27 protein-coding genes and 1 tRNA gene are annotated in these 26,550 nt (G+C 49.5%); 14 read left to right on the top strand and 14 right to left on the bottom strand.

Going from position 1 to position 26,550, the window contains the following annotated elements; genetic code table 11:
* Positions 1-69 precede the first annotated feature (69 nt).
* The 6 genes from D082_RS15025 to D082_RS15000 form a co-directional block, all read right to left on the bottom strand.
* The gene (locus D082_RS15025) at positions 70-1,482 is read right to left on the bottom strand and encodes a form I ribulose bisphosphate carboxylase large subunit (RefSeq protein WP_028948306.1); all 1,413 of its coding nucleotides are present in this window, start codon (positions 1,480-1,482) and stop codon (positions 70-72) included.
* A 316-nt stretch (positions 1,483-1,798) separates the two neighbouring features.
* Entirely contained in the window at positions 1,799-3,043 is a 1,245-nt protein-coding gene (gene ctpA, locus D082_RS15020; protein WP_028948307.1) for a carboxyl-terminal processing protease CtpA, read from the bottom strand.
* 59 nt (positions 3,044-3,102) lie between these two features.
* On the bottom strand, positions 3,103-3,864 hold the full coding sequence (locus tag D082_RS15015; protein ID WP_028948308.1) for a nucleotidyltransferase family protein: 762 nt from the start codon (positions 3,862-3,864) through the stop codon (positions 3,103-3,105).
* 225 nt (positions 3,865-4,089) lie between these two features.
* Entirely contained in the window at positions 4,090-4,743 is a 654-nt protein-coding gene (locus tag D082_RS15010) for an L-threonylcarbamoyladenylate synthase (RefSeq protein ID WP_028948309.1), read from the bottom strand.
* A gap of 267 nt (positions 4,744-5,010) precedes the next feature.
* The gene (gene nrdR / locus D082_RS15005) at positions 5,011-5,496 is read right to left on the bottom strand and encodes a transcriptional regulator NrdR (protein WP_028948310.1); all 486 of its coding nucleotides are present in this window, start codon (positions 5,494-5,496) and stop codon (positions 5,011-5,013) included.
* 167 nt (positions 5,497-5,663) lie between these two features.
* Complete coding sequence (locus tag D082_RS15000; protein ID WP_010873362.1) at positions 5,664-5,759, bottom strand: photosystem II reaction center protein T; 96 nt, start codon at positions 5,757-5,759, stop codon at positions 5,664-5,666.
* A gap of 242 nt (positions 5,760-6,001) precedes the next feature.
* Between D082_RS15000 and purF the strand changes: the two genes are divergently transcribed.
* Positions 6,002-7,489 (top strand): amidophosphoribosyltransferase, encoded by a 1,488-nt coding sequence (purF, locus tag D082_RS14995; protein ID WP_028948311.1) that lies wholly within the window; start codon positions 6,002-6,004, stop codon positions 7,487-7,489.
* A gap of 33 nt (positions 7,490-7,522) precedes the next feature.
* Here purF and D082_RS14990 read toward each other — a convergent pair whose 3' ends face one another.
* Positions 7,523-8,134, bottom strand: a complete 612-nt coding sequence (locus tag D082_RS14990; protein WP_028948312.1) for a DUF4126 domain-containing protein — start codon at positions 8,132-8,134, stop codon at positions 7,523-7,525.
* An 85-nt stretch (positions 8,135-8,219) separates the two neighbouring features.
* Here D082_RS14990 and D082_RS14985 point away from each other — a divergent pair, with 85 nt between their 5' ends.
* From D082_RS14985 to urtD, 5 genes are all read left to right on the top strand, one after another.
* The gene (locus D082_RS14985) at positions 8,220-9,245 is read left to right on the top strand and encodes an ABC transporter ATP-binding protein (protein WP_028948313.1); all 1,026 of its coding nucleotides are present in this window, start codon (positions 8,220-8,222) and stop codon (positions 9,243-9,245) included.
* A gap of 155 nt (positions 9,246-9,400) precedes the next feature.
* Complete coding sequence (locus tag D082_RS14980) at positions 9,401-10,285, top strand: ABC transporter permease (RefSeq protein ID WP_028948314.1); 885 nt, start codon at positions 9,401-9,403, stop codon at positions 10,283-10,285.
* Positions 10,286-10,379: 94 nt separating this feature from the next.
* Positions 10,380-10,733: a hypothetical protein gene (locus D082_RS14975; protein ID WP_238546752.1), complete on the top strand. Its 354-nt coding sequence runs from the start codon at positions 10,380-10,382 to the stop codon at positions 10,731-10,733.
* A gap of 10 nt (positions 10,734-10,743) precedes the next feature.
* Positions 10,744-11,448 carry a DUF4340 domain-containing protein gene (locus D082_RS14970; RefSeq protein ID WP_238546751.1) on the top strand — a complete coding sequence of 235 codons (705 nt, stop codon included), beginning with the start codon at positions 10,744-10,746 and terminating at the stop codon, positions 11,446-11,448.
* 192 nt (positions 11,449-11,640) lie between these two features.
* On the top strand, positions 11,641-12,762 hold the full coding sequence (gene urtD / locus D082_RS17875) for an urea ABC transporter ATP-binding protein UrtD (RefSeq protein ID WP_028948316.1): 1,122 nt from the start codon (positions 11,641-11,643) through the stop codon (positions 12,760-12,762).
* Here the strand turns inward: urtD and D082_RS14965 are convergent.
* A tRNA-Ala gene (locus tag D082_RS14965) sits at positions 12,753-12,825 on the bottom strand. The two genes, urtD and D082_RS14965, sit on opposite strands and share 10 nt — an antisense overlap.
* Before the next feature lie 91 nt (positions 12,826-12,916).
* Between D082_RS14965 and D082_RS14960 the strand changes: the two genes are divergently transcribed.
* Positions 12,917-13,729, top strand: coding sequence for a rhodanese-related sulfurtransferase (locus tag D082_RS14960; protein WP_038531100.1), 813 nt, complete (start codon positions 12,917-12,919; stop codon positions 13,727-13,729).
* Positions 13,719-14,450, top strand: a complete 732-nt coding sequence (radC, locus tag D082_RS14955; RefSeq protein WP_028948317.1) for a DNA repair protein RadC — start codon at positions 13,719-13,721, stop codon at positions 14,448-14,450. The genes D082_RS14960 and radC overlap by 11 nt, the downstream gene beginning before the upstream one ends.
* A gap of 27 nt (positions 14,451-14,477) precedes the next feature.
* On the opposite strand, the gene D082_RS14950 is transcribed toward radC, so the two are convergent.
* From D082_RS14950 to D082_RS14940, 3 genes are all read right to left on the bottom strand, one after another.
* The gene (locus tag D082_RS14950; RefSeq protein WP_028948318.1) at positions 14,478-15,431 is read right to left on the bottom strand and encodes a PRC-barrel domain-containing protein; all 954 of its coding nucleotides are present in this window, start codon (positions 15,429-15,431) and stop codon (positions 14,478-14,480) included.
* A gap of 582 nt (positions 15,432-16,013) precedes the next feature.
* Positions 16,014-16,442, bottom strand: a complete 429-nt coding sequence (gene ureE / locus D082_RS14945; protein WP_028948319.1) for an urease accessory protein UreE — start codon at positions 16,440-16,442, stop codon at positions 16,014-16,016.
* Between the two features lie 51 nt (positions 16,443-16,493).
* Positions 16,494-16,970, bottom strand: a complete 477-nt coding sequence (locus D082_RS14940) for a DUF4168 domain-containing protein (RefSeq protein WP_028948320.1) — start codon at positions 16,968-16,970, stop codon at positions 16,494-16,496.
* Between the two features lie 147 nt (positions 16,971-17,117).
* On the opposite strand from D082_RS14940, the gene rsmH reads away from it, so the two are divergent.
* Complete coding sequence (gene rsmH / locus D082_RS14935; protein ID WP_051738951.1) at positions 17,118-18,020, top strand: 16S rRNA (cytosine(1402)-N(4))-methyltransferase RsmH; 903 nt, start codon at positions 17,118-17,120, stop codon at positions 18,018-18,020.
* A 99-nt stretch (positions 18,021-18,119) separates the two neighbouring features.
* On the opposite strand, the gene D082_RS14930 is transcribed toward rsmH, so the two are convergent.
* Both D082_RS14930 and ctpC read right to left on the bottom strand, forming a co-directional pair.
* Positions 18,120-18,806 carry a Uma2 family endonuclease gene (locus D082_RS14930; RefSeq protein ID WP_028948322.1) on the bottom strand — a complete coding sequence of 229 codons (687 nt, stop codon included), beginning with the start codon at positions 18,804-18,806 and terminating at the stop codon, positions 18,120-18,122.
* Between the two features lie 41 nt (positions 18,807-18,847).
* Positions 18,848-20,119: a carboxyl-terminal processing protease CtpC gene (ctpC, locus tag D082_RS14925; protein WP_028948323.1), complete on the bottom strand. Its 1,272-nt coding sequence runs from the start codon at positions 20,117-20,119 to the stop codon at positions 18,848-18,850.
* Between the two features lie 129 nt (positions 20,120-20,248).
* On the opposite strand from ctpC, the gene D082_RS14920 reads away from it, so the two are divergent.
* The 3 genes from D082_RS14920 to D082_RS14910 all read left to right on the top strand — a co-directional run bounded on the left by D082_RS14920 (position 20,249) and on the right by D082_RS14910 (position 23,014).
* Positions 20,249-21,043: a cell division protein FtsQ/DivIB gene (locus D082_RS14920; RefSeq protein ID WP_238546750.1), complete on the top strand. Its 795-nt coding sequence runs from the start codon at positions 20,249-20,251 to the stop codon at positions 21,041-21,043.
* Positions 21,044-21,292: 249 nt separating this feature from the next.
* Entirely contained in the window at positions 21,293-22,585 is a 1,293-nt protein-coding gene (gene ftsZ / locus D082_RS14915; RefSeq protein WP_028948325.1) for a cell division protein FtsZ, read from the top strand.
* A 156-nt stretch (positions 22,586-22,741) separates the two neighbouring features.
* Complete coding sequence (locus tag D082_RS14910) at positions 22,742-23,014, top strand: septal ring lytic transglycosylase RlpA family protein (RefSeq protein ID WP_028948326.1); 273 nt, start codon at positions 22,742-22,744, stop codon at positions 23,012-23,014.
* Here the strand turns inward: D082_RS14910 and D082_RS14905 are convergent.
* Positions 23,011-23,655 (bottom strand): histidine phosphatase family protein, encoded by a 645-nt coding sequence (locus D082_RS14905; protein WP_028948327.1) that lies wholly within the window; start codon positions 23,653-23,655, stop codon positions 23,011-23,013. The two genes, D082_RS14910 and D082_RS14905, sit on opposite strands and share 4 nt — an antisense overlap.
* 208 nt (positions 23,656-23,863) lie before the next feature.
* On the opposite strand from D082_RS14905, the gene D082_RS14900 reads away from it, so the two are divergent.
* Together D082_RS14900 and D082_RS14895 are read left to right on the top strand one after the other, a co-directional pair.
* A complete protein-coding gene (locus D082_RS14900) occupies positions 23,864-24,913 on the top strand; it encodes an anthranilate phosphoribosyltransferase family protein (RefSeq protein WP_028948328.1) in 1,050 nt (349 codons plus the stop codon).
* A gap of 148 nt (positions 24,914-25,061) precedes the next feature.
* A complete protein-coding gene (locus tag D082_RS14895; protein ID WP_028948329.1) occupies positions 25,062-26,381 on the top strand; it encodes a CmpA/NrtA family ABC transporter substrate-binding protein in 1,320 nt (439 codons plus the stop codon).
* The last annotated feature ends 169 nt before the right edge of the window (positions 26,382-26,550 follow it).

Genomic DNA, 26,550 nt, shown 5'->3' with positions numbered 1-26,550 from the left:
ACAGACTCAACCCTAAAGAACTGTTCATCCTTAACGGACAAGCACAACTACGACAACCCAAGCACCGGTTTAGAGGGTATCCATGGCCTCGAACTCGAACTTGATTTCTTTCCAGAGTTCACAGGCGGCGGCCAATTCAGGGGACCAACGGCAGGCTTCCCGGATAACGTCATTACCTTCCCGAGCCAGGTTACGACCTTCGTTCCGAGCTTGAACACAAGCTTCCAAAGCCACACGGTTAGCGGTTGCGCCGGGGGCATTACCCCAGGGGTGACCGAGGGTACCACCACCAAACTGTAGGCAAGAATCATCACCGAAAATTTCCACCAACGCTGGCATGTGCCATACGTGGATACCACCGGAGGCTACGGGCATGGTGCCGGGCATGGAGGCATAGTCTTGGGTGAAGAAAATACCCCGGGAGCGATCTTCCTCAACATAGTCTTCCCGCATCAGGTCAACGAAGCCCATGGTGATGCCCCGTTCCCCTTCCAATTTACCGACTACGGTACCGGAGTGGAGGTGGTCGCCACCGGATAGACGCAGACACTTGGCCAGAACCCGGAAGTGAATCCCGTGGTTTTTCTGACGGTCGACTACGGCGTGCATTGCCCGGTGAATGTGGAGCAGAACACCGTTGTCCCGACACCAACGAGCTAGGGTGGTGTTGGCGGTGAAACCACCGGTGAAGAAGTCATGCATGATGATGGGGGTGCCAATTTCCTTGGCGAATTCGGCCCGTTTCATCATTTCTTCGCAGGTGCCAGCGGTGACGTTCAGGTAGTGACCCTTCATTTCGTTGGTCTCAGCCTGGGCTTTTTCGATCGCCTCTTGAACGAAGAGGAAGCGATCGCGCCAACGCATGAAGGGCTGGGAGTTGATGTTTTCGTCGTCTTTGGTGAAGTCCAAACCACCCCGGAGACACTCGTAAACAGCGCGACCATAGTTCTTGGCGGACAGACCAAGTTTGGGTTTGATGGTACAACCTAGTAGAGGACGACCGTACTTATTTAATTTATCCCGCTCAACGGTAATACCGTGGGGAGGGCCTTGGAAGGTTTTAATTAAGGCAACGGGAAAACGAATATCTTCTAAACGGAGAGCCCGCAGAGCTTTAAAGCCAAATACGTTACCCACCAAGGAGGTTAAAACGTTGGTGACGGAACCTTCTTCAAATAAATCTAGAGGATAGGCAATAAAAGCAAAATATTGGTTATCTTCATTGGGAACAGCTTCCAGGTCATAACAACGACCTTTATAGCGGTCCAAATCGGTCAGGTTGTCGGTCCAAACGGTGGTCCAGGTACCGGTGGAAGACTCAGCGGCCACCGCAGCGGCGGCTTCTTCCGCAGGAACACCCGGTTGGGGAGTCATGCGGAAGCAGGCGAGCAGGTCGGTATCTTTGGGGGTGTAGTCGGGGGTATAGTAGGTCAGGCGATAATCTTGTACCCCTGCCTTAAACCCTGCTTTGGCTTGTACCATCTAGGTCAGTCCTCCATAAACATTGAATAGCCTAGCTTTCTCCCACGGGCGAAATTTGGCAATATAAAGCCTACCGTCGCCCCAGAGACAGTTATTATTTACAGTTATTTGGTTGCGAGAAAAATCTGCGATAACCCAGCAACTATCTGTTTTCTGAAGGTAATCTTATCACGCAGGGGATGCCTTTACTTATGGCAATGCTCTCCATTGACTGTTTTTTAAATTACAATTTTTGGACTTTCTGATTAGAATTACTGATGTTTTGTTTGTGGGGTGATTAGTTGGGCTTGTGATCCGCCACCAGGATTGGATTTGGTCAAGATTTATGGGCGATCGCCACCCCTCCGGTGAGTAGATCCAGAGCGGCTTGGTATTGCAAATCAGCGCTGGAAGTAATTTCGGCAAAACTAATCAGGGGTTGTTCCACCACTTGGTCGGGCATAATGCCCAGTTTATGGATGTCGTGGTGTTCTGGGGTTTCATACTTAGCCACCGTGACGGCAATGCCGGCCCCATCGGACAGTTCAAACAGGGATTGAATTAGGCCTTTGCCAAAGGTTTTTTCCCCTACCAAAGTAGCCCGGTGATTATCCTGCAAAGCTCCGGCCAGGATTTCGCTGGCACTGGCGGTGCCCTGGTTCACCAACACCACCAACGGGCGATCGGTTATGGCCTCTCCATTAGCACTAAAACTTTCTTGGGTACCCTGCCGATTAACGGTGTAAACAATGGTGCTTTCCGGTAACCAGAGCCGAGCAATGTCAATGCCTGCCTGGAGCAAACCGCCGGGGTTATTGCGTAAATCTAGAATGTAGCCATTGGCCCCCTGGCTTTCTAGTTGTCCCAAAGCGTGGGCCACCTCTTCGTAGGCATTGGCACTAAATTGACTCAGGCGGATATAACCCACCGATTTACCAGGACGGGAATTGTCCAACTGGGCCACCACTGGGCTGAGGGAAATTAACTGGCGAGTGAGGGTCAATTGTTGGGGAGTTTCGGTGCCCACAGGCAAAATTTCTAGGGAAACCTGGGTATCTTTAGGGCCCCGCATCCGGGCCGCCGCTTCGTCCAAGCTCAGGGTTTGGGTATCTACACCGTCGATCGCCAAAATCTGGTCATGGGGGTGCAGACCGGCCGCTTCCGCTGGGGAACCAGCTAAAGGGGCCATAATTTCTAACTGTTCCGTTTCTGGGTTGATATTAATCTGCAGACCGACTCCGGATAATTCCCCCGTAGTAGTTACCCGCAAATTGCCGTACTGTTCTGGCCGTAGTAAACGGGTAAAGGGTTCATCCAAAGTGGCGAGCATTTCCTCGATCGCCGTGTAGGTTTCTTCCCGGTCCCGCAGAGGACGTTTGATGTATTTTTCCCGCAACAGCCACCAATTTTGGTCGTTAAAAGTTTCATCTAGATAGGATTGATTGACCAAACGCCAGGATTGTAACAGTAGCTTTTGTTCCTCGGTGAAAGCCAGGGCTGACGGAGTATTGCCCAGATAAATCACAATTCCCATCAGCAAAGAAAAAGCTAAAGCCCAAAACCGCCGTTTCCTTTTACCCATCGTGACGATCGCCCCCGTAAGCCAAAATTTACAAAACTTAGTTAGTTTCTCATTTTAAGCTATTTGTCTAGGTCTTGAATTCGGTTCAGCTTACCGAGGGATTGGATAAATTCCCCCCCCTGGGCCAACGTTTCCGGGGTGCCAATGTCTAAAAATGGTGCATCCACCGCATGGACTTTAATTTTTGCTCCCTGATTTAACAAAGTGGGAAACACGTCGTACTCAAAACTTAAGGGCCGTTGGGGGGGAAATTGGGCCAACAGGCGATCGCCAAGGAGATAAACCCCACTATTAATAACGCCAGCTCCGGCCTGTTTTTCGGCAAACTGTTCCAATTCTCCCCGGTCATTAATCTTCAGGGAGCCAAAACGGGAAGTATCAGGTACATTAACGCCTAAAATCACCCCATCAACGCTATTATCCCCTAATTCTGCCAGTAGGACTCGATAATCCGTCACAATTAACGAGTCACCGTTAAGCACTAGCCAAGCCGGAGTGGGTTGGTCAAAACCATCATTATTAACCGCATTGAGAAATCCCCCCGCCGTTCCCAACGGTACTGTTTCCGCCACACAGGCGATCGCCATCCCAGGAATGGCAGCCTTCTCCGCATAGGTAGCAATCTTTTCGGCCAAATAACCCGTTGAAACCAACGATCGCCGAAAACCTTGCTGTTGTAGATAACGTAGTTGCCAGTCTAAAAAAGGTCGACCCGCCACCGGAGCTAGGGGTTTGGGCAGATCCGGTAACTGTTGTTTAATGCGGGTGCCAAAGCCCCCGGCTAGGATGACCACGGTAACGTCTGCGGGGGAGAGGACCATACAGTTGAAAAAGTGAGACTAGGGTAATCGAAGCAAAATGCCCAAAACAGATTGTCTATTCAATTCCTTGTAAGCTCAACAATTCTATCTAAACTAGGGTCCTAACATATTTTCCATGGCTAAGGCCAAAGGATTCGGGGCGATTCTCGGTAAAATATTTCACGTCCCACAAAAGCGTCTGACCCATTCACCGAACCCCAGACACGCCAGCAGCGCAAGGAAAAATTATTTCATTAAATGGGAAGGCAGAATAATTTCTGGTATGAGGGGCCGTAGATCATCAAAGGAAATGGGGCCAAAGTTCATAATGGTCGGCAACGGCAAAGTGCAGTCGATCAGAGTTCCTCGCCGAGCGTAACGGCATCGACCACCATCACCAATCAGAGGCACTTGTCCCTCAAAATAATGGCTAGCTGCTGCAAAGCTAGTTACCGGCTCTCCCCCTACCTTGGCCGTTGCACACACCAAAGGGAAAGGCACACTCCCCACCAAATCGTACACAAAGGCATCGGGACAGGCGATAAAAAGATTACGGAAACCCTGGGTAATGCCCCGGTCTAAGTGGGGGAGGGCTTCAACAATTAGGGTGATGGGCAAAGGAAAAAGGCCCATCAGTTTTTTTGCAGAGGGGGAAATCCTAGCCACATCCATGGCCCGATCGCTTCTAGTGAGAATGCCTAGGGGTTGATCTTTGTCGAATTGTTTGAAATCCCTTAGCCTAGCCACCGCCTTTGGACTAGCACCATTGACCACCAACACATAGGTGGTAGCTAATCCTAGCAACACCATTGCATCCTGTTCTAATACCGCTTGAATTATAGGAATTGCTTGGGAGTTTAATTTGGTAATTTTTGTCGCAGTTTTGTCTAGTGTAACCATTGAGTTTTCCCTTGAAACTGACTCCAGGTTAACAGAGATTTTTAGTTCACTCAATCTAATTCCTAGGTATAAAAACGCTTCTAAACGGTTGATTTTTTACGTAATCCAGGCTGGGAGCAAGGCTTGGGAAACTTTTTAAAATAGTTTTAATTGCAATTATGTAAACTTATCAATCGCAAATTTGCAATGATTTAAGCGATTTATTTGGCTAGAAATAAAAACCGGTTTAACCCCATTTCCTCTGAGTTTCCTCTGATCAATCGTTGTTTAGGATATGGTGAGATATTGGCGCCCAGAATGTTGTTCCCGTTGCAGTTGCTCCAGGGTATCGACAAAATCAGCAATTCCTTGGAAGCGTCCGTACACAGAGGCAAAGCGGATATATGCCACTTCACTTTCTTGGCGCAGGTATTGCAAGACCATCTGTCCGATCGCCTCACTGTGAATTTCCCGCTTGGGCTGTTGTTGTAAATTGGCTTCAATCTCTTCGACAATATGTTCCAGGCGTTGGAAGTTAATATCGGTTTTTTCACAGGCCCGCACCATTCCCTGCAACAATTTGGAACGATCAAAGGCCTGACGTTCTCCATCCTGCTTAATGACAGTGACGGGCAGTAACTCCAAGCGCTCGTAGGTGGTGAAACGGTGCTTACACTCTAAACATTCCCGCCGCCGGCGGATACTCTGGCCACCTTCGCTAGAACGGGATTCGAGAACTCGACTATTGTGGTGCTGACAGTGAGGACATTGCATGGTGGCTACAAAAAAATGAGCTTAGCCCAACCTAACGCATACAATGATGCTGCGTCAAAGTCAAGCTAGCCCACAGTTGAAACTAAAAATAGAAACTGAATTTTTAAGGGAGGAGCCCGACCCAAACTGAATTCCTTTCGAGCTTGACCCGCGGTCCTCCGGCCAATCTATTTCTCAATGCGGGGGGGTTCCCGGAAGGCGATCGCAAAGAAGAGAACCGCCAGGGCCATGGTCAGCACCAGAATGTAGGCAACACTTTCCATAATCTCAAAAATTCCTAAAAATTTATTCTTACAGTCTAATCTATACATTCCCCCGCCCCCTGACAACTAGACTGCAATCTAGACACTGCTTCTTTGCTAGTATGAGTTAACGATTGATTAAGAAAGTCAACCCCATCGGTGATTGCCTTTGACTGTCTGGCGGGAATCCCCCAATTCCCATAGTCTAGGATCTTAGTCTCTGTCACAGTTTTTCCCCACTCCGATCCAGGAAGATTGCCGCCATGTTTCCTCTCTCCAATGAGTTGACTGAGTTGACCGATGGTCAACCTTTGTCTGAGCACCATGCCGATAAGCCAGAAGAAGCCTGCGGGGTATTTGGCATCTATGCTCCCGAAGAGGCGGTGGCTAAGTTGACCTATTTTGGGCTTTACGCTCTACAACACCGGGGTCAGGAGTCTGCGGGAATTGCCACTTTTGCGGGCAAAACGGTTCATTGCCATAAGGATATGGGGCTAGTTTCCCAGGTTTTCCAGGAATCTACGCTGAATGAAATGGTGGGTGGTCTGGCTGTGGGCCACACCCGTTATTCCACCACCGGTTCTAGCCATCGGGTCAATGCCCAGCCGGCCGTACTTCCCACCCGTTTAGGACCCCTAGCCTTGGCCCACAATGGCAATCTGGTCAACACAAATCAGTTAAGGGAAGCTTTGATAGAAAGAGGCTGTGGAGATTTTGTTACCACCACCGACTCAGAAATGATTGCTGTGGCGATCGCCAACGAAGTGGATGGGGGTAAGGATTGGGTAGAGGCCACCATTGCGGCCCTGACTCTTTGTGCCGGAGCCTATAGTCTAGTTATTGGCACACCGGAAGGAATCATCGGCGTAAGGGACCCCCATGGCATTCGCCCTCTAGTAATTGGAGTATTAGAAGAAGAAATTCCCCGCTACGTGTTGGCATCGGAAACCTGCGCCCTAGACATTATCGGCGCTACCTATGTGCGGACAGTGGAGGCAGGGGAATTGGTGCACATCACCGAATCAGGTTTGGTTTCCCATCCATTGGCAGAAAGTGCTGAGCGTAAACTCTGTGTCTTCGAGATGATTTATTTCTCCCGTCCAGACAGCGTGGTTAACGATGAAAGTCTCTACACCTACCGTATGCGTATCGGTAAGCACTTAGCCAAAGAATCCGCCGTTGATGCTGACTTGGTTATGGGGGTACCCGATTCGGGCATTCCAGCGGCGATCGGTTTTTCCCAAGCTTCGGGTATTCCCTATGCAGAGGGATTGATAAAAAACCGTTACGTGGGTCGCACCTTTATCCAACCCACCCAACATATGCGAGAACACGGCATTCGCATGAAACTCAATCCCCTCCGGGACGTACTGACGGGTAAACGGATCATCATTGTCGATGATTCCATTGTGCGGGGTACCACCAGTCGCAAAATTGTTCGGGCTTTACGGGAAGCTGGGGCCACAGAAGTACATATGCGTATTTCTTCACCGCCGGTTACCCATCCCTGTTTCTACGGCATTGATACGGACAATCAAGAGCAGTTGATTGCAGCCCGACTAACCATAGCGGAAATTGCTGAGCAGATCGAGGTGGATTCCCTGGCTTACCTTTCCCAAGAGGGAATGCTGTTATGTACCGGCGAAAACGTAACCCATTTTTGCTCCGCCTGTTTCAATGGACAATACCCCATCACAGTGCCCGATGCTGTTAAGCGCTCTAAGCTAATGCTGGAAAATGTTAAGGCTTGACCGTTGGGTATTAGGTTTTAAACTTGCCAAAACTCATTGCTGACGATTTTTTGACTTTGGTGCTTTTGCCGAGCCACGGTTTTCTAAAAACCAAGTTCTCCAGGCAGTGGAACTACGCACCGCAATCCACAAAAGCAAAATAGCAATTAATCCCCCATTTTTTGGGGCCTTAAGGGCAAAGAGTACCAAGGCAACGGAAAATAAATCCTCTAGAACCGTTACCCAAAAGGGTAGGCCCCGCAAACGAAAAAACCAACCGATCGCCACTAGGCGTATGACGAGGGCAAACAGGGCACCGATCGCCGCCACAGCCCAGAGGGGGGGAAATTTAAAATCTACCTCCAGTTCTGCGGTCAATAATTTGGCCACCGTTATGGCCATCATGGCCCCCACCAGGGGAGTGAAAAATAGTTGCACAATTTGCAATACCCTCTGGCCCAAGAGTTTTTTTGAGCCAAACAGTTCAAATAAGGACCAACTAGTCAACACCGCCACCACCACTTGGGGGTTAACTCGCCAGAGCAGGGGGACTTCCGACCAAAGCTGACCTTGGATCAGACCAACGATCAATAGTGGTAGAGCAATACGCATCCCCGCCGCCGCCGCCGCCGATAAAATAGCAAGAATTCCAAGCAAGGTACTCATCAAAGTTCAAAGCGGGAAGGCAAAACCGACCACATCGGGGATAATGTTAAGAAAGATTGCAGATTAAACAGGAAGGAGTTAGCTTATGGGCTTTGCTGTTCAAGTCAAACAACTCCAAAAAAATTACGGTGCTATCCCTGCGGTGAAAGATATTTCCTTTACAGTGCCTAAGGGAGAAATATTTGCACTACTGGGCCCCAACGGCGCAGGGAAGACCACCACTATCCGCTGTCTATGTACCTTAGCCCAACCGGACAAAGGAGAACTTTGGGTCGATGGCGTAAACGTATTAACTGATCCCCGCCAGGCCCGCCGTCGTTTAGGTTATGTAGCCCAGGAAGTAGCCATAGATAAGATCTTAACAGGTCGAGAATTGTTGCAATTGCAAGCTTCCCTCTACCACCTTGATAGCACTAATAGTCAAAAACGCATTGATCAACTGTTGGATATTCTCGGTTTAGCGACCTATGCAGATCAGAAAACAGGAACTTATTCGGGGGGGCTACGCAAACGTTTAGACTTAGCAGCGGGCTTACTGCATCAACCGGCGGTGTTGGTATTGGATGAACCTTCCGTGGGGCTGGACGTCGAAAGTCGCTTTATCCTCTGGGAATTTTTACGGCAACTGAGGGAGGCGGGCACCACTGTGGTCATCACTAGCCATTACCTGGAGGAAATTGATGCTTTGGCCGATCGCCTAGCGATTATTGACCAGGGCATAGTAATTGCGGCGGGCACTCCGACGGAACTCAAAGACCGGGTTGGGGGAGACCGGGTAACCCTGAGAATTCGGGAATTTACTGAAGATCAGGAAGCGGCAAAAGCCGACCGAATTTTGCGTTCTCTCCCCTTCGTTCAGGAGATAATTGTCAACCAAGCCCAGGGTAATTCCCTTAACCTGGTGGTAACGCCCCAGAGCAATCCCCTCAGTCAGATTGAAAAAGCTTTACTGGACAATGGCTTGCCGATTTTTAGCCTGGCCCAATCCCGCCCCAGTTTAGATGATGTGTACCTCGCCGCCACGGGCAAAACCCTGATGGACGCAGAACTGGCCGCCGCCGCCCAACGGGATCTAAAAGCAGAAAAAAAACAAGCCATGAAAACGGGTTAATTCCGATTTATCCCAAACCTCCATGGGACTTTGTCAATGGCGATCGCCATTACCCTGAAAGATATATCAGGAAATTTTTCCTAAAATCTATCCAAAAGCGGATCGTGCCCCAGTTTGTACCAAGTTAATTCAACTGTCGTCAAACCCAAATTTTTATGAGTCAAACCCTTACCCCACCCAAAATTATTTCCCTCCTAGCGCCCCAAGCCGCCCCTCCTAATCCCCCTAGCCTACTGGGGGAGTTTTTCCAGGAAACCAGTGCCCTAACTAAACGTTTATTTATTCAACTGCAACGGCGGCCCACGACTTTGGTAGCTGGCATCATCCAACCATTTATGTGGTTAGTTTTATTTGGAGCTTTATTCATCAATGCACCCCAGGGTCTATTCGGTAATGACCTTAACTATGCCCAGTTTTTAGCGCCCGGGATCATTGTCTTCACTGCCTTTTCCGGAGCACTGAATGCTGGCTTGCCGGTGATGTTTGACCGGGAATTTGGTTTTTTAAACCGTTTATTGGTGGCTCCATTGGCTTCCCGTTACTCCATTGTGGCGGCTTCCACGGTGTATATCATCAGCTTAAGTTTGATCCAAGCAGCGGTGATTGTGGGGGCCAGTGCTCTGCTGGGGGCAGGTTTACCCAATGGCTTTGGTTTGGGGATGATTGCCCTAATCGTTTTTCTAATTGTGTTGGGGGTAACGGCCCTGAGCTTGGGTTTAGCCTTTGCTTTGCCGGGGCACATTGAGCTAATTGCGGTCATTTTTGTCACCAATTTGCCTTTACTCTTCGCCAGTACAGCCCTTGCTCCTTTGGACTTTATGGCCCATTGGTTACAGGTGGTGGCTAGCTTGAACCCTTTGACCTATGCCATCGAACCAATCCGTTACATTTACCTCAATGGTGACTGGAGTTTAGGGAGTGCGGTCTTAAATGCTCCTTGGTTCAGTTTGAATTTTGCCCAGGTTCTGGGGGCACTAGTTCTGTTTGATGGTTTAGTATTGTTATTAATTCAACCTTTGCTTAAACGTCGCTTTTTGTGATTTTGGCTGTTGAGAACATTAGCCCAACTTCCACACCCCGGCGACATTGAGTTGTAAAGTTTTAGACCAATTAAACACTTGGAGCCTGATGACCATGAAGACAGCCCAAATAACCCGCTGTTTAGCCCTCAGTGCCCTCGCCACCGGCCTATTCAGCTTGGCCCCAGTTCAGGGCCAATCCACTGGCACTACCCCTGGGGAAGATCCCTTTGTTTCCAACAACGTTGATCCCAGTAAGCAGGGTTTGGGGGGGGGGTTCGATCCCATGTCGTTGATTCACAATGCTAATTTGAGTCGCAGTCGCAATGGGGCCGATTTTGCCGAGGATACCCAAAGAAATATTAACAAAGCGGCGGATCAGTTCAAGCAACTCCAACAGCAACGGCTCATGGAAATGCAACAGCAACAGGCCAACCCGGCGATCGCCCCCGAGCCCGGTGCTCCTTAGGCATTAACCCATGACCCTGAAACTGAAGCGGGTAACTTGGCTACTTTGGGCGGTGGCTTTGGCCTTGGGGTTGGGGGTGATGGCCTGGGAAATAGGTCGCAATCCTGAAGATGAAACGACCGCTGTCCAAAGTCCCTCTGCAAACCGCCATTTTGATTTCAGTGCTGATTTGGTGCAATCCGTCACCATTACTCAGTTTGAACCGACCCCAACAACTGTCAGACTCTATCGGCAAGGCAAAGATAGTAGTGGTGACTCTGCCTGGTTGATGGATAATCCGGAACCAGTGCCCGTAAGTGGCCCAGGGGTAGATTTTTTGTTGAGTGTTATCCTTGGCAGTCAGAATAACCGGGACTTTGAAGTTGCCACTGCGCAGCTAGCGGAATACGGCCTTGAATCTGTGGCTACAGAATTAATGATTCAATTGGTTAACGGTAAAACCCACCGCCTTAAACTGGGCAACCCAGATTTTCAAGGAAATTACCTCTACGCCTTAATCGATCCGGTGGAAAACCTAGATATTCCCCCAGAAAACCAACGGATTAGTTTAGTGCCCCGCTCCTTAGAAGAATTAACTCGGCGATCGCCAGAGGATTGGCAACAGGTTAATTTCAGATCCAATGAACAAAATTCGACCACCGATAATACGGCAGAAGGAAATCTAGATAACAATGGCTCCGGAGACGAAATGCTGCAAACACCTCCAGAAAGATAATGATGTTATCGCCATTCCTGCCTAGCAAGAATTTGGATAGATGATGGTGATGGATGTAGACAAGATTATGGAGACAGCAAAAATTTCGTTCCTGGTAAACAGTTTTTGGCCCCGTCCCTTGTTTGAATTGACAGACGAGAATATTAACCCCAGTTTTGCCCTGGCCCAAACCCTAGGTTTTACCCATTGCCCATGAGCAGCAAAATTTTAGAGATTCAAGACCTGACGGTAAGCTTTGATGGCTTCCGGGCCCTTAACCACCTAACTTTTTCCATGAATCCGGGGGAATTACGGGTAATTATTGGCCCCAATGGCGCAGGGAAAACCACTTTTTTAGATGTAATCACTGGCAAAGTCCAACCGACGGAAGGCCGGGTCTTATTCCAGGGCAAGGACATTCGCAAAATTCCGGAATATCGCATTGCCCGTCTGGGGGTGGGGCGTAAATTTCAGACCCCCAGGGTCTACCTCAATCTGACGGTGGCCGAAAATTTAGACCTAGCGGTAAATCGAAAAAAATCCGTTTGGGGTACTTTGATGGGACAACCAACCGGTGCCGAAAGAAGGAGTGTAGGGGGGTTGTTGGAAACCATCGGCCTAACTCCCAAAGCCCATCTAGCTGCAGCCCTACTTTCCCACGGAGAAAAACAACGTTTAGAAATTGGCATGCTAGTGGCCCAGTCCCCCACTTTATTGCTAGTGGACGAGCCGGTGGCAGGGTTAACCGATGAGGAAACAGAAAATGTGGGGGATTTACTGTTAGCCTTGGCGGAAAGCCATTCCATTATTGTGATTGAACATGATATGGAGTTTGTGCGCCAAATTGCCCGCAAGGTAACAGTGCTCCATCAGGGTTCAGTGTTATGTGAAGGCAATATGGATCAAATTCAGAATGATCCCAAGGTCATCGAAGTCTACCTAGGGGAAACTCCTAGCCTTTCGCCGCAGCAACTTAAAATTCTTCGCACTGTGGCCGCCGTGGCCGCCGCTGATGGCAAAATTTCGGAAACGGAAATGGCCATTATTTTGGATAACCTCAGCCGAGTATTTGAGAACACAGGATCCGATCCCCAACATTTGCGGCAGGAGTTGCAGGATTATCTGTTACAAGGAGTTGAGGTGGACTTTGCCAATTTGAGCGAAGAAATTCCTAAACAAGAAGAGCGTGAATTAGTATTGCGCCTGAGTCAAGAAATTGTGGCAGTGCACCGCCAAGAGCCGGAACCATTTTGGGAGTGGCAGGCTTACCAAGAATTACTGAGGGGTTTAAATCTGCCCATCACAGCCATTAGTGTCGATGAAAATGGAGATTAGCGGACTCGAACCGCTGACATCCTGCTTGCAAAGCAGGCGCTCTACCAACTGAGCTAAACCCCCTTGGGTTGGCGCAGGTTACGCCGTTTGGCAACAAACCTCAGCTATTATAGCCATAGAAGTTCACAACAAGCAAGGATTTTTCTGCTTTCCTATGGCTCACCAGGTAACAACTTTTTACCACTTCACCCGACTCGATGATTTGCAGGAAAAGCAAAGCCGTTGGCAGGAGTTCTGCGATCGCCTGGGACTGAAGGGAACTATTCTGTTGGCAGAGGAAGGAGTCAATGCCACGATCGCCGGAGAATCCAACGATATTGAGAAACTGGTGAAGACCATTGCAGGGGATTTGGGGTTGGCAACGTTGCCCCAACGGCACTCTTGGGCAGAAATTATGCCCTTCCAGCGGATGAAGGTGAAAATTAAACTGGAAATTGTCAGCCTGGGCCGGCCCCAGATAACCCCGGAAAAACAAGTGGGAACCTATGTGCTGCCCCAGCAGTGGAATCAATTGCTCCAGGACCCCGATGTGATGGTGATCGATACCCGCAATGATTACGAAGTGGCGATCGGCACATTTCAAGGGGCAATTAATCCCCGGACGAAGAGATTTCGGCAGTTTCCCGACTACGTGAAAAATAATCTGGAAGGGCAAAAGGATAAAAAAGTAGCCATGTTTTGCACCGGGGGTATCCGCTGTGAAAAGGCGACGGCTTACCTATTGGAGGAAGGATTTACTGAGGTTTATCATCTCCAGGGAGGAATTTTGCATTACCTAGAAACGATCACCCCGGAGGAAAGTTTGTGGCAGGGGGAATGTTTTGTGTTTGATGAACGGGTGGCGGTGCAGGAAGGATTAGCTGTGGGTTCCCATGACCTTTGCGAAGGCTGTGGCTATCCCCTGGGCGTTGAAGATCGCCATTGTCCCCAATGTGGTTTCAAGGTAAAGGAAAACCATGACCTATAGCCTGAGAATTGCCGACCTACCGGAAGATGAACGACCTAGGGAAAAGTTACTGAAATACGGAGCTAAACATCTTGGCAATGCAGAGTTGATCGCCATTCTATTAGCTACGGGCCAGGGTAAAGGAAAGCTGTCGGCGGTGGGTTTGGGGCAATATATTTTGCAACAGTTAGGACAGAATCGTCAGGACCCCATGGATGTGTTGCGTAATATCCATCCCCAGGAATTGATTGCCTTTCCCGGCATTGGTCCCGCTAAGGCCACAACAGTTTTAGCAGCAGTGGAATTGGGCAAACGAGTCTTCCAAAGTCGTCCCCTGGAAAAAATGGTGCTTGATAGTCCCGAAGCGGCGGCGATCGCCCTGGGGCAAGACTTAATGTGGCAGATCCAAGAGCATTTTGCCATTGCCATGTTGGATGTGAAAAATCGTTTGTTGGCCACTAAGGTAATTACCATTGGTACGGCCACGGAAACCCTAATCCATCCCAGGGAAATTTTTCGGGAAGTGATCAAACAAGGGGCTACCCGGTTAATTGTGGCCCATAACCATCCCTCCGGTGGACTAGACCCTAGTCCGGAAGATATCCAGCTGACCGAATTGCTGCTCCAGGGAGCTCAATACTTACAAATCCCGGTATTGGACCATCTCATCCTAGGCCATGGCCACCACCAAAGCCTAAGGCAATGTACCAACCTGTGGGAGCGTTTCCCCCAAGGAGTATGAGCCCTGATTTGTTGCTAGAAATTGGGGCTATTCTTCGTAATACTCAGGCATTTTTTCCCGACGGGTTTCGGGAATATTCACCCGGGGAGGATTGTAGGGGCTGGGGGCTTCATCGTCATCCCACACATCACCAGCCACTTCATCTTCATAGTCGTATTCCGGCTCTGGGGCGGAAGAACGGGAAGACGCTTCCCCCCAATTATCCACTTCATAATCATCTTCATATTCCGGCTCTGGGTAGCGTAAGGGGGCCACTTCCCGACGGGGGGGCGGCGCAGGGCGAGTATCTTGCCAATCATCTTCATGCCAGCGCTCTTCCAACACTGGTTCCGGTTGACGTACTTGCACCGGTGGACGGACAGGAATGCCACTGCCTAGCTGATTTTCGGGGCGGGTAGTGGGGGGATAATATAAGTCTTCCTCCACACGTTCCCAGGAGGGACGACCAATACCAAGACGCTCCAGTAAGCCCACACTAAGTTGATTTAATCTTTCCTCTGCCCCTTCAAACACGATCAAACGGTTGGGGCCACTGCTTACCACTTCGTCAATGGAAAGCTCATAGGTGCTAATTAACTGTTCGGGAATTTGGGGTAATCCCAGGGAAGCAATGATAATAGAGGAAACTTTGCCAGTGGCGAGGTCAAATTGAAAATCCCTTACCCGGCCTAGGGGCTCCCCTGTCTCCGTAACCACTTCACTATTAACCAGGGGAGAATAGAGGTCCACTTCCACGAGTTCAAACACATCGTCGTTTTCCACCAGTACCACATCCCCAGTTTGGACAATGCTGTTGAGATAAAGGTATTGGGGCATCCCCGTTAAAGATAAAAAGTTGTCCCTTAGTCCCAGGGCGACAATTTCTCGCTGATCGACATCGACTAGCACTTCTTTGACTACCCCAAGTTTTTTACCACTACTGCGGGTAATAACTTCGGTGTTAATAAATTCGTTTCTAAGACGGATGTTATCAATTGTCATTTTGGTTTGGCGATCGCCGTGGTCAGAGGGGAGTTAAAACTGAGATTGGGAGGATTGGGGTTTGATTAATTTTGATTAATTACGTTACAGAAAGCATTGGGAACAGAGTCGGGAACGGCCAACGCAAAGTTGTTGCCAGTCAGTTTACTTTACTTCTTGACATCCTCCCCCGGCCAAAGCCAGGGAATTCCTAAACCTCACGATTTAAGTTTCTGCTTCATTCACCGCCGCATACCACAGTCAAAAACCATGTACTGCCTTACACAGAGTCCACAGACTTTCGCCCCATTTCAGAGGCCCGATCCCGTGTGTCCCACGGTACGGTTTCAGCAAAATGCTTTTGGTACTTGGTGCTTAGACTTTTTACCTTACCAAGCCTTTCTGGCAAGAACCCCCTAAGCCTAGTTTTCGAGGTGCGATACCAAACACTTGGTTTTCGTGCTTGGTATTTCAATGTTAATGCAAAGCCGCCCTAAAGGACGGGGCGTTAAACTCATTTTTCTGATTGAAACATTGTAGCGAATGGCTTGATTTTCTTGGGCAAAGTTGCTAGGAATGTCTATTTAAGGGCAAAAAACCATCCTAATGGCTGTGGAATGCCCCCCGTTCTGGAAAAAAAGGTGCAGTTATTTCCGTCACCGTTAGCCCTAGACCCCGGAGCATCTCCCCTAGGACTGGATCCGGTGCCAATCGCAAATAATCCAAGTTGATTTCCAATGGCACATGGCGATTGCCCAAATGGTAGGCGGCTTGCAACAGGGTTAGGCGATCGCCACTGGTGACGTGGAACAAGGATTCTTCTGCGGCAAGGATAGCTAGGGTTTCCCCTGTGGGAGAGCCCAGGTAATCCCCTGGGCATAAAAAAGTTCCCCTGGGCAATTGGATAAATAGGGACGGAAAGCCAGGTTTATCAAAACGATAACGGGTGCGGGAACGTTCCTCAGCGGTGAGGGGTAATTGCCAAGTCGCAGTTTCAGAGGTTGTTTCTAGGCGATGATCAAAAATCACCATAGAGGTTCAAAGAATTTTAAATCAGGGGTTTGGGTGAAAATTTATCGAGTACTAGCGGCGTAAATTAATGATGGCCCGCTGGATTTGGGTTTTGAGGTTAGCATTGTTCCTGGCGGCTTCGGTAATGCGATTAAATTCCCCTGGTTTTAGGCCACTTTCTTCGGCAATTTGTTTGGAACGATTGCAAAAATTAACGGCGATCGCCTGGGCGTTGCGGGGTAACTTGCGGATACTGTCCCGATTGGTGCAGGTAAGTTGGGGGGGAACCCGGCCAATGAGGGTTTGAATTTCCTCAAATGCTTTTTTCCGTTCTACTTCAATGGCTAACACCGCTTTAGCATAGTGATTGATGCTCTCGGGGGAAAATTCCTGGGAATAGGCCGACCAGCGAAAGACAAGGGCCGTGGGGTGCCAACTCACCTCCGGCACCATTCCCCCAAATAAACCGAGGAAGGCGAGAGTATTGGCAATAAAAAGTCGACTCAGAACACCGTTCAAGCCGCTTAAGGGACGTGAGCTAATAACCATGCGCCTAGTCGCTTTCGGGTGAATAGGATGACAAAATCCTGATGGTTTGCATTTTCTGTTTGAATTACTTTGCCGGGGATAAGTTCCGTGGGGGCTGGTACCCTGGGAAAGCGGGATCTTGTGGGGACGTAGATGGGAGCCAAATCCATGGAAGGAACGAACTTAGAACAAACAGCGATGGCAGACTTTCATCACATTAGCGTTTTGCCCACGGCCTTGGTGGAGGGATTGGAGTCAAAGCCTGGCGGCCATTACCTTGATGCCACCGTGGGAGCTGGGGGCCACAGCGAAAGATTGCTGAAATTAGGTATTCCCCTTTCTCTCACTATGATCGACCGGGATGCCCAGGCGATCGCCGCCGCAATGCAACGCGTAGAACCGCTAGTTACCAACAATCGGGGAATAATCATTAATACCTGGCATGGTAACTTTGCTGATTTTCCCGGTCAGCCGGAGCAATTTGACGGCATTATGGCGGATTTGGGTGTTAGTTCTCCCCAGCTTGACCAAGGCGATCGGGGCTTTAGCTTTCGCCACACTGCTCCCTTGGATATGCGGATGGACCAGAGCCAAGAGCTCACCGCCGCTGAAATTATTAACCACTGGTCAGAAAAAGATTTAGCCCGCATTTTTTATGAATACGGCGAAGAACGGCTTTCCCGCCGCATTGCTCGCCAAATTGTCGAACAACGTCCCTTTCAAACCACCACAGATTTGGCCGAGGCGATCGCCTGTTGGGTGCCGGGGAAATATCGCCATGGCCGCATCCACCCTGCCACCAGAACTTTCCAAGGTTTACGCATTGCAGTGAACGATGAATTAGGTTCCCTAGAAAAATTCATTGCCCAGGCCCCTAAATGGTTAAAAACCGGTGGCAAGTTAGGCATCATAAGTTTCCACAGCTTGGAAGACCGCATTGTCAAACATCGTTTTCGGGAAGCGGACAATCTGCGGGTGCTAACGAAAAAGCCCATTATTGCCGGGGAAGAAGAACAAAGGGAAAATCCCCGGGCCCGCTCCGCCAAATTACGTTGGGCTGAAAAAATCTAGGTAATCTGGAGAAAGTCGAACTAAAATCCTCAATCTTCTCCACGGCCTGTTTGACTAACCACGAAACAATCAGGGTTTAAACACTGGTTAATTATTCCCTCACAGCGTAGAGGGATCAATGCCCAATTCCCGCAATTTGGCAAAGGCCCGGTCCCGTTCTTGCTCCGCTTGATCCAGTGCTTGTTGAGCTCTATCCCTTTCCTCAAAAAGGGTTTCCGGATCTTTAAATGGCTCTCCATTGGGAAAAAATAGTTTCAAGCCATCGGCAAACATTTCAAAGCGAACTCCTAAGATTGGCGAAGTCCAGGGAAAGTTGAGGGGGATAATAGTTTCAAATTCTGCATCTGCATGGGAACGCACTTGACCCCAAAAGTCGTGGGATTCTGGATCGTAGAAGAACATTTCCAACACTCCATACCGCCGATAAAACATTTGTTTGTGGAGCATTTCCCTAGCACTGTTGCTCTCAGAAAGAATTTCAAACACCACTTGGGGGGCAATATTGTCCTCCTCCCATTGCTTATAACTGCGTCGTTCCCCATCAGGTCGTCCCATAATTACCATGGCATCGGGAGCCTGACAGGGAGCGGGGGGAGCTGTCACCTGTTCGGGATACCAGAGTAAATCTCCAGCCACAAAGACTGCTTTTCCCTGAAATAGGTGTTTGAGATTAGTCACTAAACGAACAATCCAGTGGTACTGCAGGGTATTGTCGGCCATGGGTTTACCGTCAGATTCCGGATATAAATCAGGAAAATCAAGGGAAGGCAGGGGAGTTTGGACCATAGACTTTTGCCAAATGGAAGTTCACGGGCTTGTTGTTGAACCTACTTGGAAGCGGTTTTGTTCACCTGTTGCATCAGCACTTCATAGGCTTTGGCAAATTGGGGGTCTTCAAGGGTGCCTACTTTTTCCCGATTTTGCTGTAGTTCCTTCCGCTGAGCGTCGGTGAGCTCCACTTCCACATCGGGGTCAATGCCATGTTTATTAATGTCCCGACCATTGGGGGTCAGATATTTGGCGATCGTCACCGCCATCCCCGAACCATCCCCCAGTTCCCGCACTGATTGTACTAATCCCTTACCAAAGGTTTTAGTGCCCACAATGACCGCCCGTTGATTATCCTGTAAAGCTCCAGAAACAATTTCACTGGCACTGGCGGAACCACCATCCACCAACACCACCAGGGGACGGTTACTCAACTGCCGTTTGTTCGCACTTTGTTGCTCCACTTCTCCCCGGCGATCGACGGTGGAAACAATGCCCCCTTCATCCAACCAAATACGGGCAATATCCACACTGGAATAAAGTAGGCCACCGGGGTTAGAGCGGAGATCAAAAATGTAGCCCACCACATTCTCTTTTTCTAACTTCTGCACTGCTTGGCGCATTTCTTCCGAAGCCTGGGCACTGAACTGATTTAGACGGATATAACCAACCCTGGCCCCGTTAATATCTTCGACTTGGGCCCGCACCGGATGGATTTCAATTAAAGTCCGAGTCAAAGGATATTCGATCGCCTGGCCTTCCCGCTCAATGGTGAGCACTACATCGGTGCCTGGCTTACCCCGAATCAACTTCACTGCGTCATCCACTTCCATACCATCGGTGGATTTGCCGTCAATTTTAGTGATTACATCTTTGGAAAGGATGCCAGCATTGTAGGCGGGGGTATCTTCAATGGGGGCCACCACAACGATCTTCTTCGTATCTTGGTCTTGGGTGATTTGAATGCCCACCCCAGTTAGTTCCCCAGAGGTATCAATACGCATAGATTGAAATTCATCAGGGGACATGAAGCGGGTGTAGGGGTCATTCAACTTCTCCAGCATTTCCCGGATGGCAGCGTAGGCTTCTTCCTGGTTGCTGTAATCCCGCTTGAGATAGTCCTGACGAACCGCTACCCAATCCTCACCGTTGAAAGTACCATCTACATAGGTGCGGTTGACAATCTGCCAAACTTCGTCCACCAACTCCTTGGGATTATCCTGTAAGTAGCCCTGGGAGCGGGCAAGTCGCAACCCAACCCCAGTCACCGCCACCGTTGTTAATAACAGAGCTGTAGTTCCCAAAATCAGACTGCGTTTTTGTTTAAACATGGGATTTACCGGACAGTTGGTGAAGATTGATTAAGAAAATAAACCCTAGGGCGGTGCTTAGAGTCCTTGATTCCTAGGTTATAACATTTCAGAGATGATGGTTATTGAACTCCCATGACGGATTTAGTTGTGTCTGACTCCCTGAAAGATCGCCGGGAACAACTGATGTGGCAGAGGCGTTGGAAGCGCCTACGCTCCTGCTGGCAATTTGTCTGTGTCTGCGGTTTGACGGGGGGCATGGTGTGGATGATGAGTTGGCCGGAATGGTCTATTCGCTCCAATCGCCAAGTGGAGTTTTTGGGCAATAAATTAGTTTCTAGGGAAACGTTATACGAAGATTTAGACTTGGAATATCCCCAGGCAATTTGGCAACTCTCCACCCAAGCTTTGGGGGATGAACTGGCCAAAAATCCAGCCCTGTTGAAAGTGGAAGTGACCCGACAATTATTGCCAGCCCAAGTAAATGTGGCGGTGCAGGAACGACAACCAGTGGCGATCGCCGTGGCGGACCAAGGTTTAGGCTATTTAGACGGAAATGGTAACTACATTCCAGCCACCCTTTATAGTCAGCAGGTACGGAATGCCCTGCCCCAAACTCCGCAATTTCTGGGCTATGGCTCCCAATACCGTAGCTTTTGGCAAACCCACCAGGTCCGAATCCAACAATCCCCCGTCAACATCCGCATTATTAATGGCAATAATCCTACTAACATTAGTTTGACAACGGATTTGGGTTTGGTTTTTCTTGGTTCCGACCTCTCCCAATTTGAACGGAAACTGCAAGTGTTGGAAAAAATGCAGAATTTGCCCAGTCGGGTACCCAAAGAACGTTTACTGTTTATTGACCTCACCAATGCCGACAGTCCCAGCATTCGACTACGCCCCCAAGTTGCTGAGGAAAAGGTAACCGTCAGCAAACCTTAATATTCTTACCCTCCACTTTCATGGATTCGCCATGGGTAGGGTAAAAAAGCTTGCATTCACATTGACAAATTTGCTCAATATGCCTAGTGTAGGGACGATAGACCGCTGGGATTTGCGCTTGGGGGAGGGAATCTCTTTCGTCACCAAAGGGCCTCAATACCCTTCTCTCCCAGAAGCTTTGTTCTCCCTGTTGTTACTCTTTTGCTTTACGACTTCCCCATTTTGATCCCCTAATACTTCCCCCCTGCAATGACGCTCAATAATGATTTACCCCTAAACAGCATAGGTTTTACCGGTAGTGATCTCAATGACGGAACGGAGGGGTTAGATGATTTATTTTCGTCCTCCATCGTTGATAATGACCCGTTGGAGGCTGTGGTGGAGGCGCCCACTTTTGCCAGCCCTAGTCCAAACCTAAAAAGGGATCAGATTGTGCCTAGTAACATTGCCAAAATCAAAGTCATCGGTGTTGGGGGAGGCGGTTGCAACGCTGTCAACCGTATGATTGCCAGTGGGGTGACGGGCATTGATTTTTGGGCCATTAATACAGATTCCCAGGCGTTAACCAATACAACAGCCCCAGATAGAATCCAAATTGGTCAAAAACTCACCAGGGGTTTAGGGGCCGGCGGTAATCCGGCGATCGGTCAAAAAGCGGCGGAGGAATCCCGGGATGAAATTGCCCGCTCCTTAGAGGGGACAGATTTAGTTTTCATCACCGCTGGTATGGGGGGAGGCACTGGCACTGGGGCGGCTCCCATTGTGGCAGAAGTGGCCAAGGAAATGGGCTGTTTGACAGTGGGCATTGTCACCCGTCCCTTCACTTTTGAAGGTCGACGTCGGGCTAAACAAGCGGAGGAAGGCATTAGTGCTCTGCAATCCCGGGTGGATACCCTAATTGTTATCCCCAATAACCAACTGCTATCGGTTATTCCGGCGGAAACTCCGCTCCAAGAAGCTTTTCGGGTTGCCGACGATATTCTCCGTCAAGGGGTACAGGGCATTTCCGACATTATTATTATCCCCGGTTTGGTAAACGTGGACTTTGCCGATGTGCGGGCGGTGATGGCCGATGCCGGATCAGCTTTGATGGGGATTGGTGTGGGTTCCGGGAAATCCCGGGCCAAGGAAGCAGCCACTGCGGCCATTTCTTCTCCGCTGTTGGAATCATCTATCCAAGGAGCTAAGGGAGTTGTCTTCAACGTTACCGGGGGCACCGATTTAACCCTGCATGAAGTCAACGTAGCCGCTGAAATTATCTATGAAGTGGTGGACCCTGACGCCAATATCATCTTTGGGGCAGTGATTGACGATCGCCTACAAGGGGAAATGAGAATTACGGTTATTGCCACGGGCTTCAACGGTGAAAAAGAGAAACCCCAAGCAAAGGCCACCAATAGGACGGTGCTCAGTGGTCCCCCGGCCGGAGTGGAAATGGTGGAATCAGCCGCCGCTTCCGAAGATCCCCTGGGAGAGATTCCCATGGCTCCGGAATTGGACATCCCCGATTTTTTGCAAAAGAGACGTTTTCCTCGGCGCTAGGTTCCCAAAATTTGCTTGATGGGGGCAATTAATTTGACCAAGAAAGTTTCGTAAGCTACACTGTTAACCTCGAATTGTTGTTTCAAGCTAAAGAGGTTGATTGATTTGCGCTTTTTGTTTGCTAGCCTACTAATTCCCCTCATATTGCCCTTGCCGGTGCAGGCCCAATCGGCCACCTTCTACGGAAACCAATTTGTGGGGCGGAAGATGGCCAACGGCCAGGTCTATAACCATGGTCGCATGGTGGCGGCCCATCCCAGCCTTCCCCTCGGTACCCGAGTCAGGGTAACCAATCGACGCACTGGTAAATCAGTGGTGGTGACGGTGAGTGACCGTTGTAACTGCTCCATCGATCTCAGTCGCTCTGCTTTCCAACAAATTGCTAACCCCCGCAAAGGCCGGGTGCCCGTCAGCATTACCCGTCTTTAGGTGCTGGGCAAACTGCGTAAATAGGGGCTGAGGTGAGAACGTTCAGCGATGGAATGAAATAGGGGGCCCCGGGAGGATAACTCCACCACACTTAGTCCAGTTACGGGCATGGCAAAACGGTCCCGATAACGGCCCACGTCAATGCCCATCAGACAGCAGAGCAAAATTCGGATGGTAGCCTTGTGGGAAACCAGTAAGACGTTGCCGTCCTCAAAACGGTCCTCTATTTCCTCCAACACCCTGGTGCCCCGGCGGGCGATGTCGATGCCCCTTTCACCACCGGGGGGAGAGTTCCAGGCGGGATCGGTCAGCCATTGCATATAAAGGTCATGGTCCCGTTGATAGACTTCTGTGGGATGGAGTCCCTCCCATTCCCCATAGGCAACTTCCCGCAGGCCGGGGCGGATTTCCATTTTTATGCCCAGACGCTCACACAGGGGTTGGGCCGTTTGGCGGGCCCTTTGCAAGGGGCTAACATACACTGCTTGCCAATGGTAATGGGCATAGGCTTCGGCGAATTCCTTAGCCATTAAAACTCCGTCTGGGGTTAGCCCAGGATCATTCTCTGGGGTGCCGCAATATCCGCCAGTGGCACTGTAGGCGGTTTGTCCGTGGCGCAGGAAATAAAGTTTTAGGGCCATGGGCGAGTTGAAAAAGAGCAATATTACAGAGGAGTTGAGGCTTAACTCTGTCCATTTCCATTGTACGTAAATACTCTGTTTTTTCGCGCCCGTTGGCCTCCCAGCATTGGAAAATTAATTGGTAGCAAAAATCACCTTTATGCCCTGGCTAAAGAGCTATAAGAAATCTTTGCTATGTATTCCTGGGATAGCCCATTTTTCCGTCATTATGAGCAAGGAATTTCGTGATCTGTTGAGAAAAGTGGGCAGTGGTCCCCATACCAGCAAAAATTTGACCAGGGAAGAATCGGCTCGGGCTATGGAGTTGATGTTAACCAAGGAAGCAACCCCGGCCCAGATTGGTGCGTTTTTAATTGCCCACCGCATTAAAAGACCTACGGGCACTGAGTTGGCAGGAATGTTGGATGCGTTTGACCAATGGGGTCCAAAGGTACCGACTTTGAATTCGGGAAAATCGGTGTTGATGCTCAGCCAGCCCTACGATGGGCGGGATCGCACCTGTCCCCTTAGTCCCCTGACGGCGTTACTGTTGGCGGCGGCGGGCTGTCCGGTTTTGCAACATGGCGGGGATAGAATGCCCACCAAAGAAGGTATTCCCCTAATGGAAATCTGGCAGGGTTTGGGAGTTAATTGGCGATCGCCATCTTTAGGGGAAATTCAAGCAATTTTAGAAAAAACCAATCTTGCCTTTGTCTATTTAGCGAAACATTTTCCCCAGGCAGAGGCATTGGTCAGCTACCGGCGGGAAATCGGGAAACGTCCTCCCATTGCTACCTTGGAGTTAATTTGGAGTCCCTATGCCGGTAAACACCATGTGGTGGCAGGGTTTGTTCATCCCCCCACGGAAAACATGATTACCGAGGCCCTGACCCTACGGGGAGTTAGTGCATTTACCACAGTGAAAGGTTTGGAGGGAAGCTGTGATTTACCCCAGGAACGCACGGCCATTATTGGTTTATACGATTTAACCCAAGGGGACAATGCTTTAACTCGCCTACGGCTCCACGCTGCCGATTTTGGTTTGGGGGGCAAAAATCCGGTTTGGACCAATTTGACTGATTATTCAACTTTGGCTAAAGCAACCCTGGCCGGAGAACAAACCCCCCTACGCCCAGCCCTGATTTGGAACAGTGCTTTTTATCTCTGGCAACATACTGATTTGGAAAACCTGGAAACGGCGATCGCTAAAGCAGAACAGTTGATTGATGACGGACTGGTGCAACAGCAATGGCACCGACTGCAATCATATGCAAAATAAGCTAGCAATAATGCAGTAAGCGCATGAAAATTAATTATTAGTTACAAACTATACAAATATTTACAAGAAAAAAATCCAGTCTTAGGAATGTGATCGTCAGCGGTTGCCCTTTGTGACTTCAGTTATTGCCTAAGTTATTACCTAAACTATGAGTAATTTTTCCCGAACTACCCGACGCAAGTTCATGTTAACCGCAGGGGCTGCCGCCATTGGAGGAGTGGTTCTCCATGGTTGTACCTCCCCCACCACCACACCTAATACTGAGAATGCTTCCCCAGGGACACAACCGGCTCCCGTCAGCGCGGAAGATGCTCCAGAAGTGACTAAAGCTAAGCTTGGTTTTATCGCCCTCACCGATGCCTCCCCTCTAATCATTGCTAAGGAAAAAGGACTATTTGCTAAGTATGGGATGACAGAGGTAGAAGTACTGAAGCAAGCATCCTGGCCTGTAACCAGAGATAATCTCGAACTTGGTTCCGGTGGTGGGGGCATTGACGGAGCCCATATTCTCACCCCCATGCCCTACATGATGACCCTGGGAACTATCACCCAAAAACCGGTACCCATGTATATTTTGGCCCGTCTCAACACCCAAGGCCAGGGCATTTCCGTTGATAATGCGTTGAAGGATTTAAAAGTCAGCACCGATAGTCAACCCCTTAAAGCTAAGTTAACCAAGGAAAGTAAGGTGGCGATGACATTTCCTGGGGGAACCCATGATCTCTGGATTCGTTATTGGTTAGCTGCCGGTGGCATTGACCCCGGTAAGGATGTCTCTGTTATCCCCGTGCCTCCCCCCCAGATGGTAGCCAATATGAAAGTGGGTAACATGAGTGCTTTTTGCGTAGGGGAACCCTGGAATGCCCAGCTAGTGGCCCAAGGAGCAGGTTATTCAGCGTTAATTACCGGTGAGTTGTGGAAAGATCATCCGGAGAAGGCTTTTACCCTGCGAAAAGACTGGGCAGATCAAAATCCTAAGGCGGCCAAGGCGTTATTGAAGGCAGTTTTAGAAGCCCAACAATGGTGTGACGATCCTGCCAATACAGAGGAAATGGCGGAGATTATCGGTGGTCGCCAATACCTTAATGTTCCTTCTGAGGATATTTTAGGTCGGCTCCAGGGCAAAGTCGATTTCGGCGATGGCCGTACCCTTGATGACCGCGATTTGGCGATGAAATTCTGGCGGGATAACGCTTCCTATCCCTATCAAAGCCATGACCTTTGGTTCTTAACGGAGGATATTCGTTGGGGTTATTTACCCGCCTCCACCGATACCAAAAAAGTTATCGCTGAAGTTAACCGAGAAGATCTTTGGAAAGAGGCCGCCACGGCGATCGGAGTTCCCGCTGACCAAATTCCCACCAGTACGTCCCGGGGTGTGGAAACATTTTTTGATGGCGTTAAATTCGATCCTGAAAATCCCCAGGCTTACTTGGACAGCTTGAAAATCAAAGCCATTAAGGCCTAAGAGGCAGTTGAATAAGTCCCCCTAGCCCTCCAATGGTGGGAAGATCTAAGTCAAAGTCCGCTGGTTGAACTAATTAGATTTAGGGGGAAAATCCAGACTTTTTAGACATTTTTCAAAAATTTTTGGCGATGACGTTGGAAGTTTTTGAATAAATGTATGGCATTTTCGT

The organism is Synechocystis sp. PCC 6714, from assembly GCF_000478825.2.
In the GTDB taxonomy this organism is placed as follows: domain Bacteria; phylum Cyanobacteriota; class Cyanobacteriia; order Cyanobacteriales; family Microcystaceae; genus Synechocystis.
The sequence above is the reverse complement of the archived record's forward strand: the minus strand, read 5'-3'. Positions and strand labels throughout refer to the sequence as shown.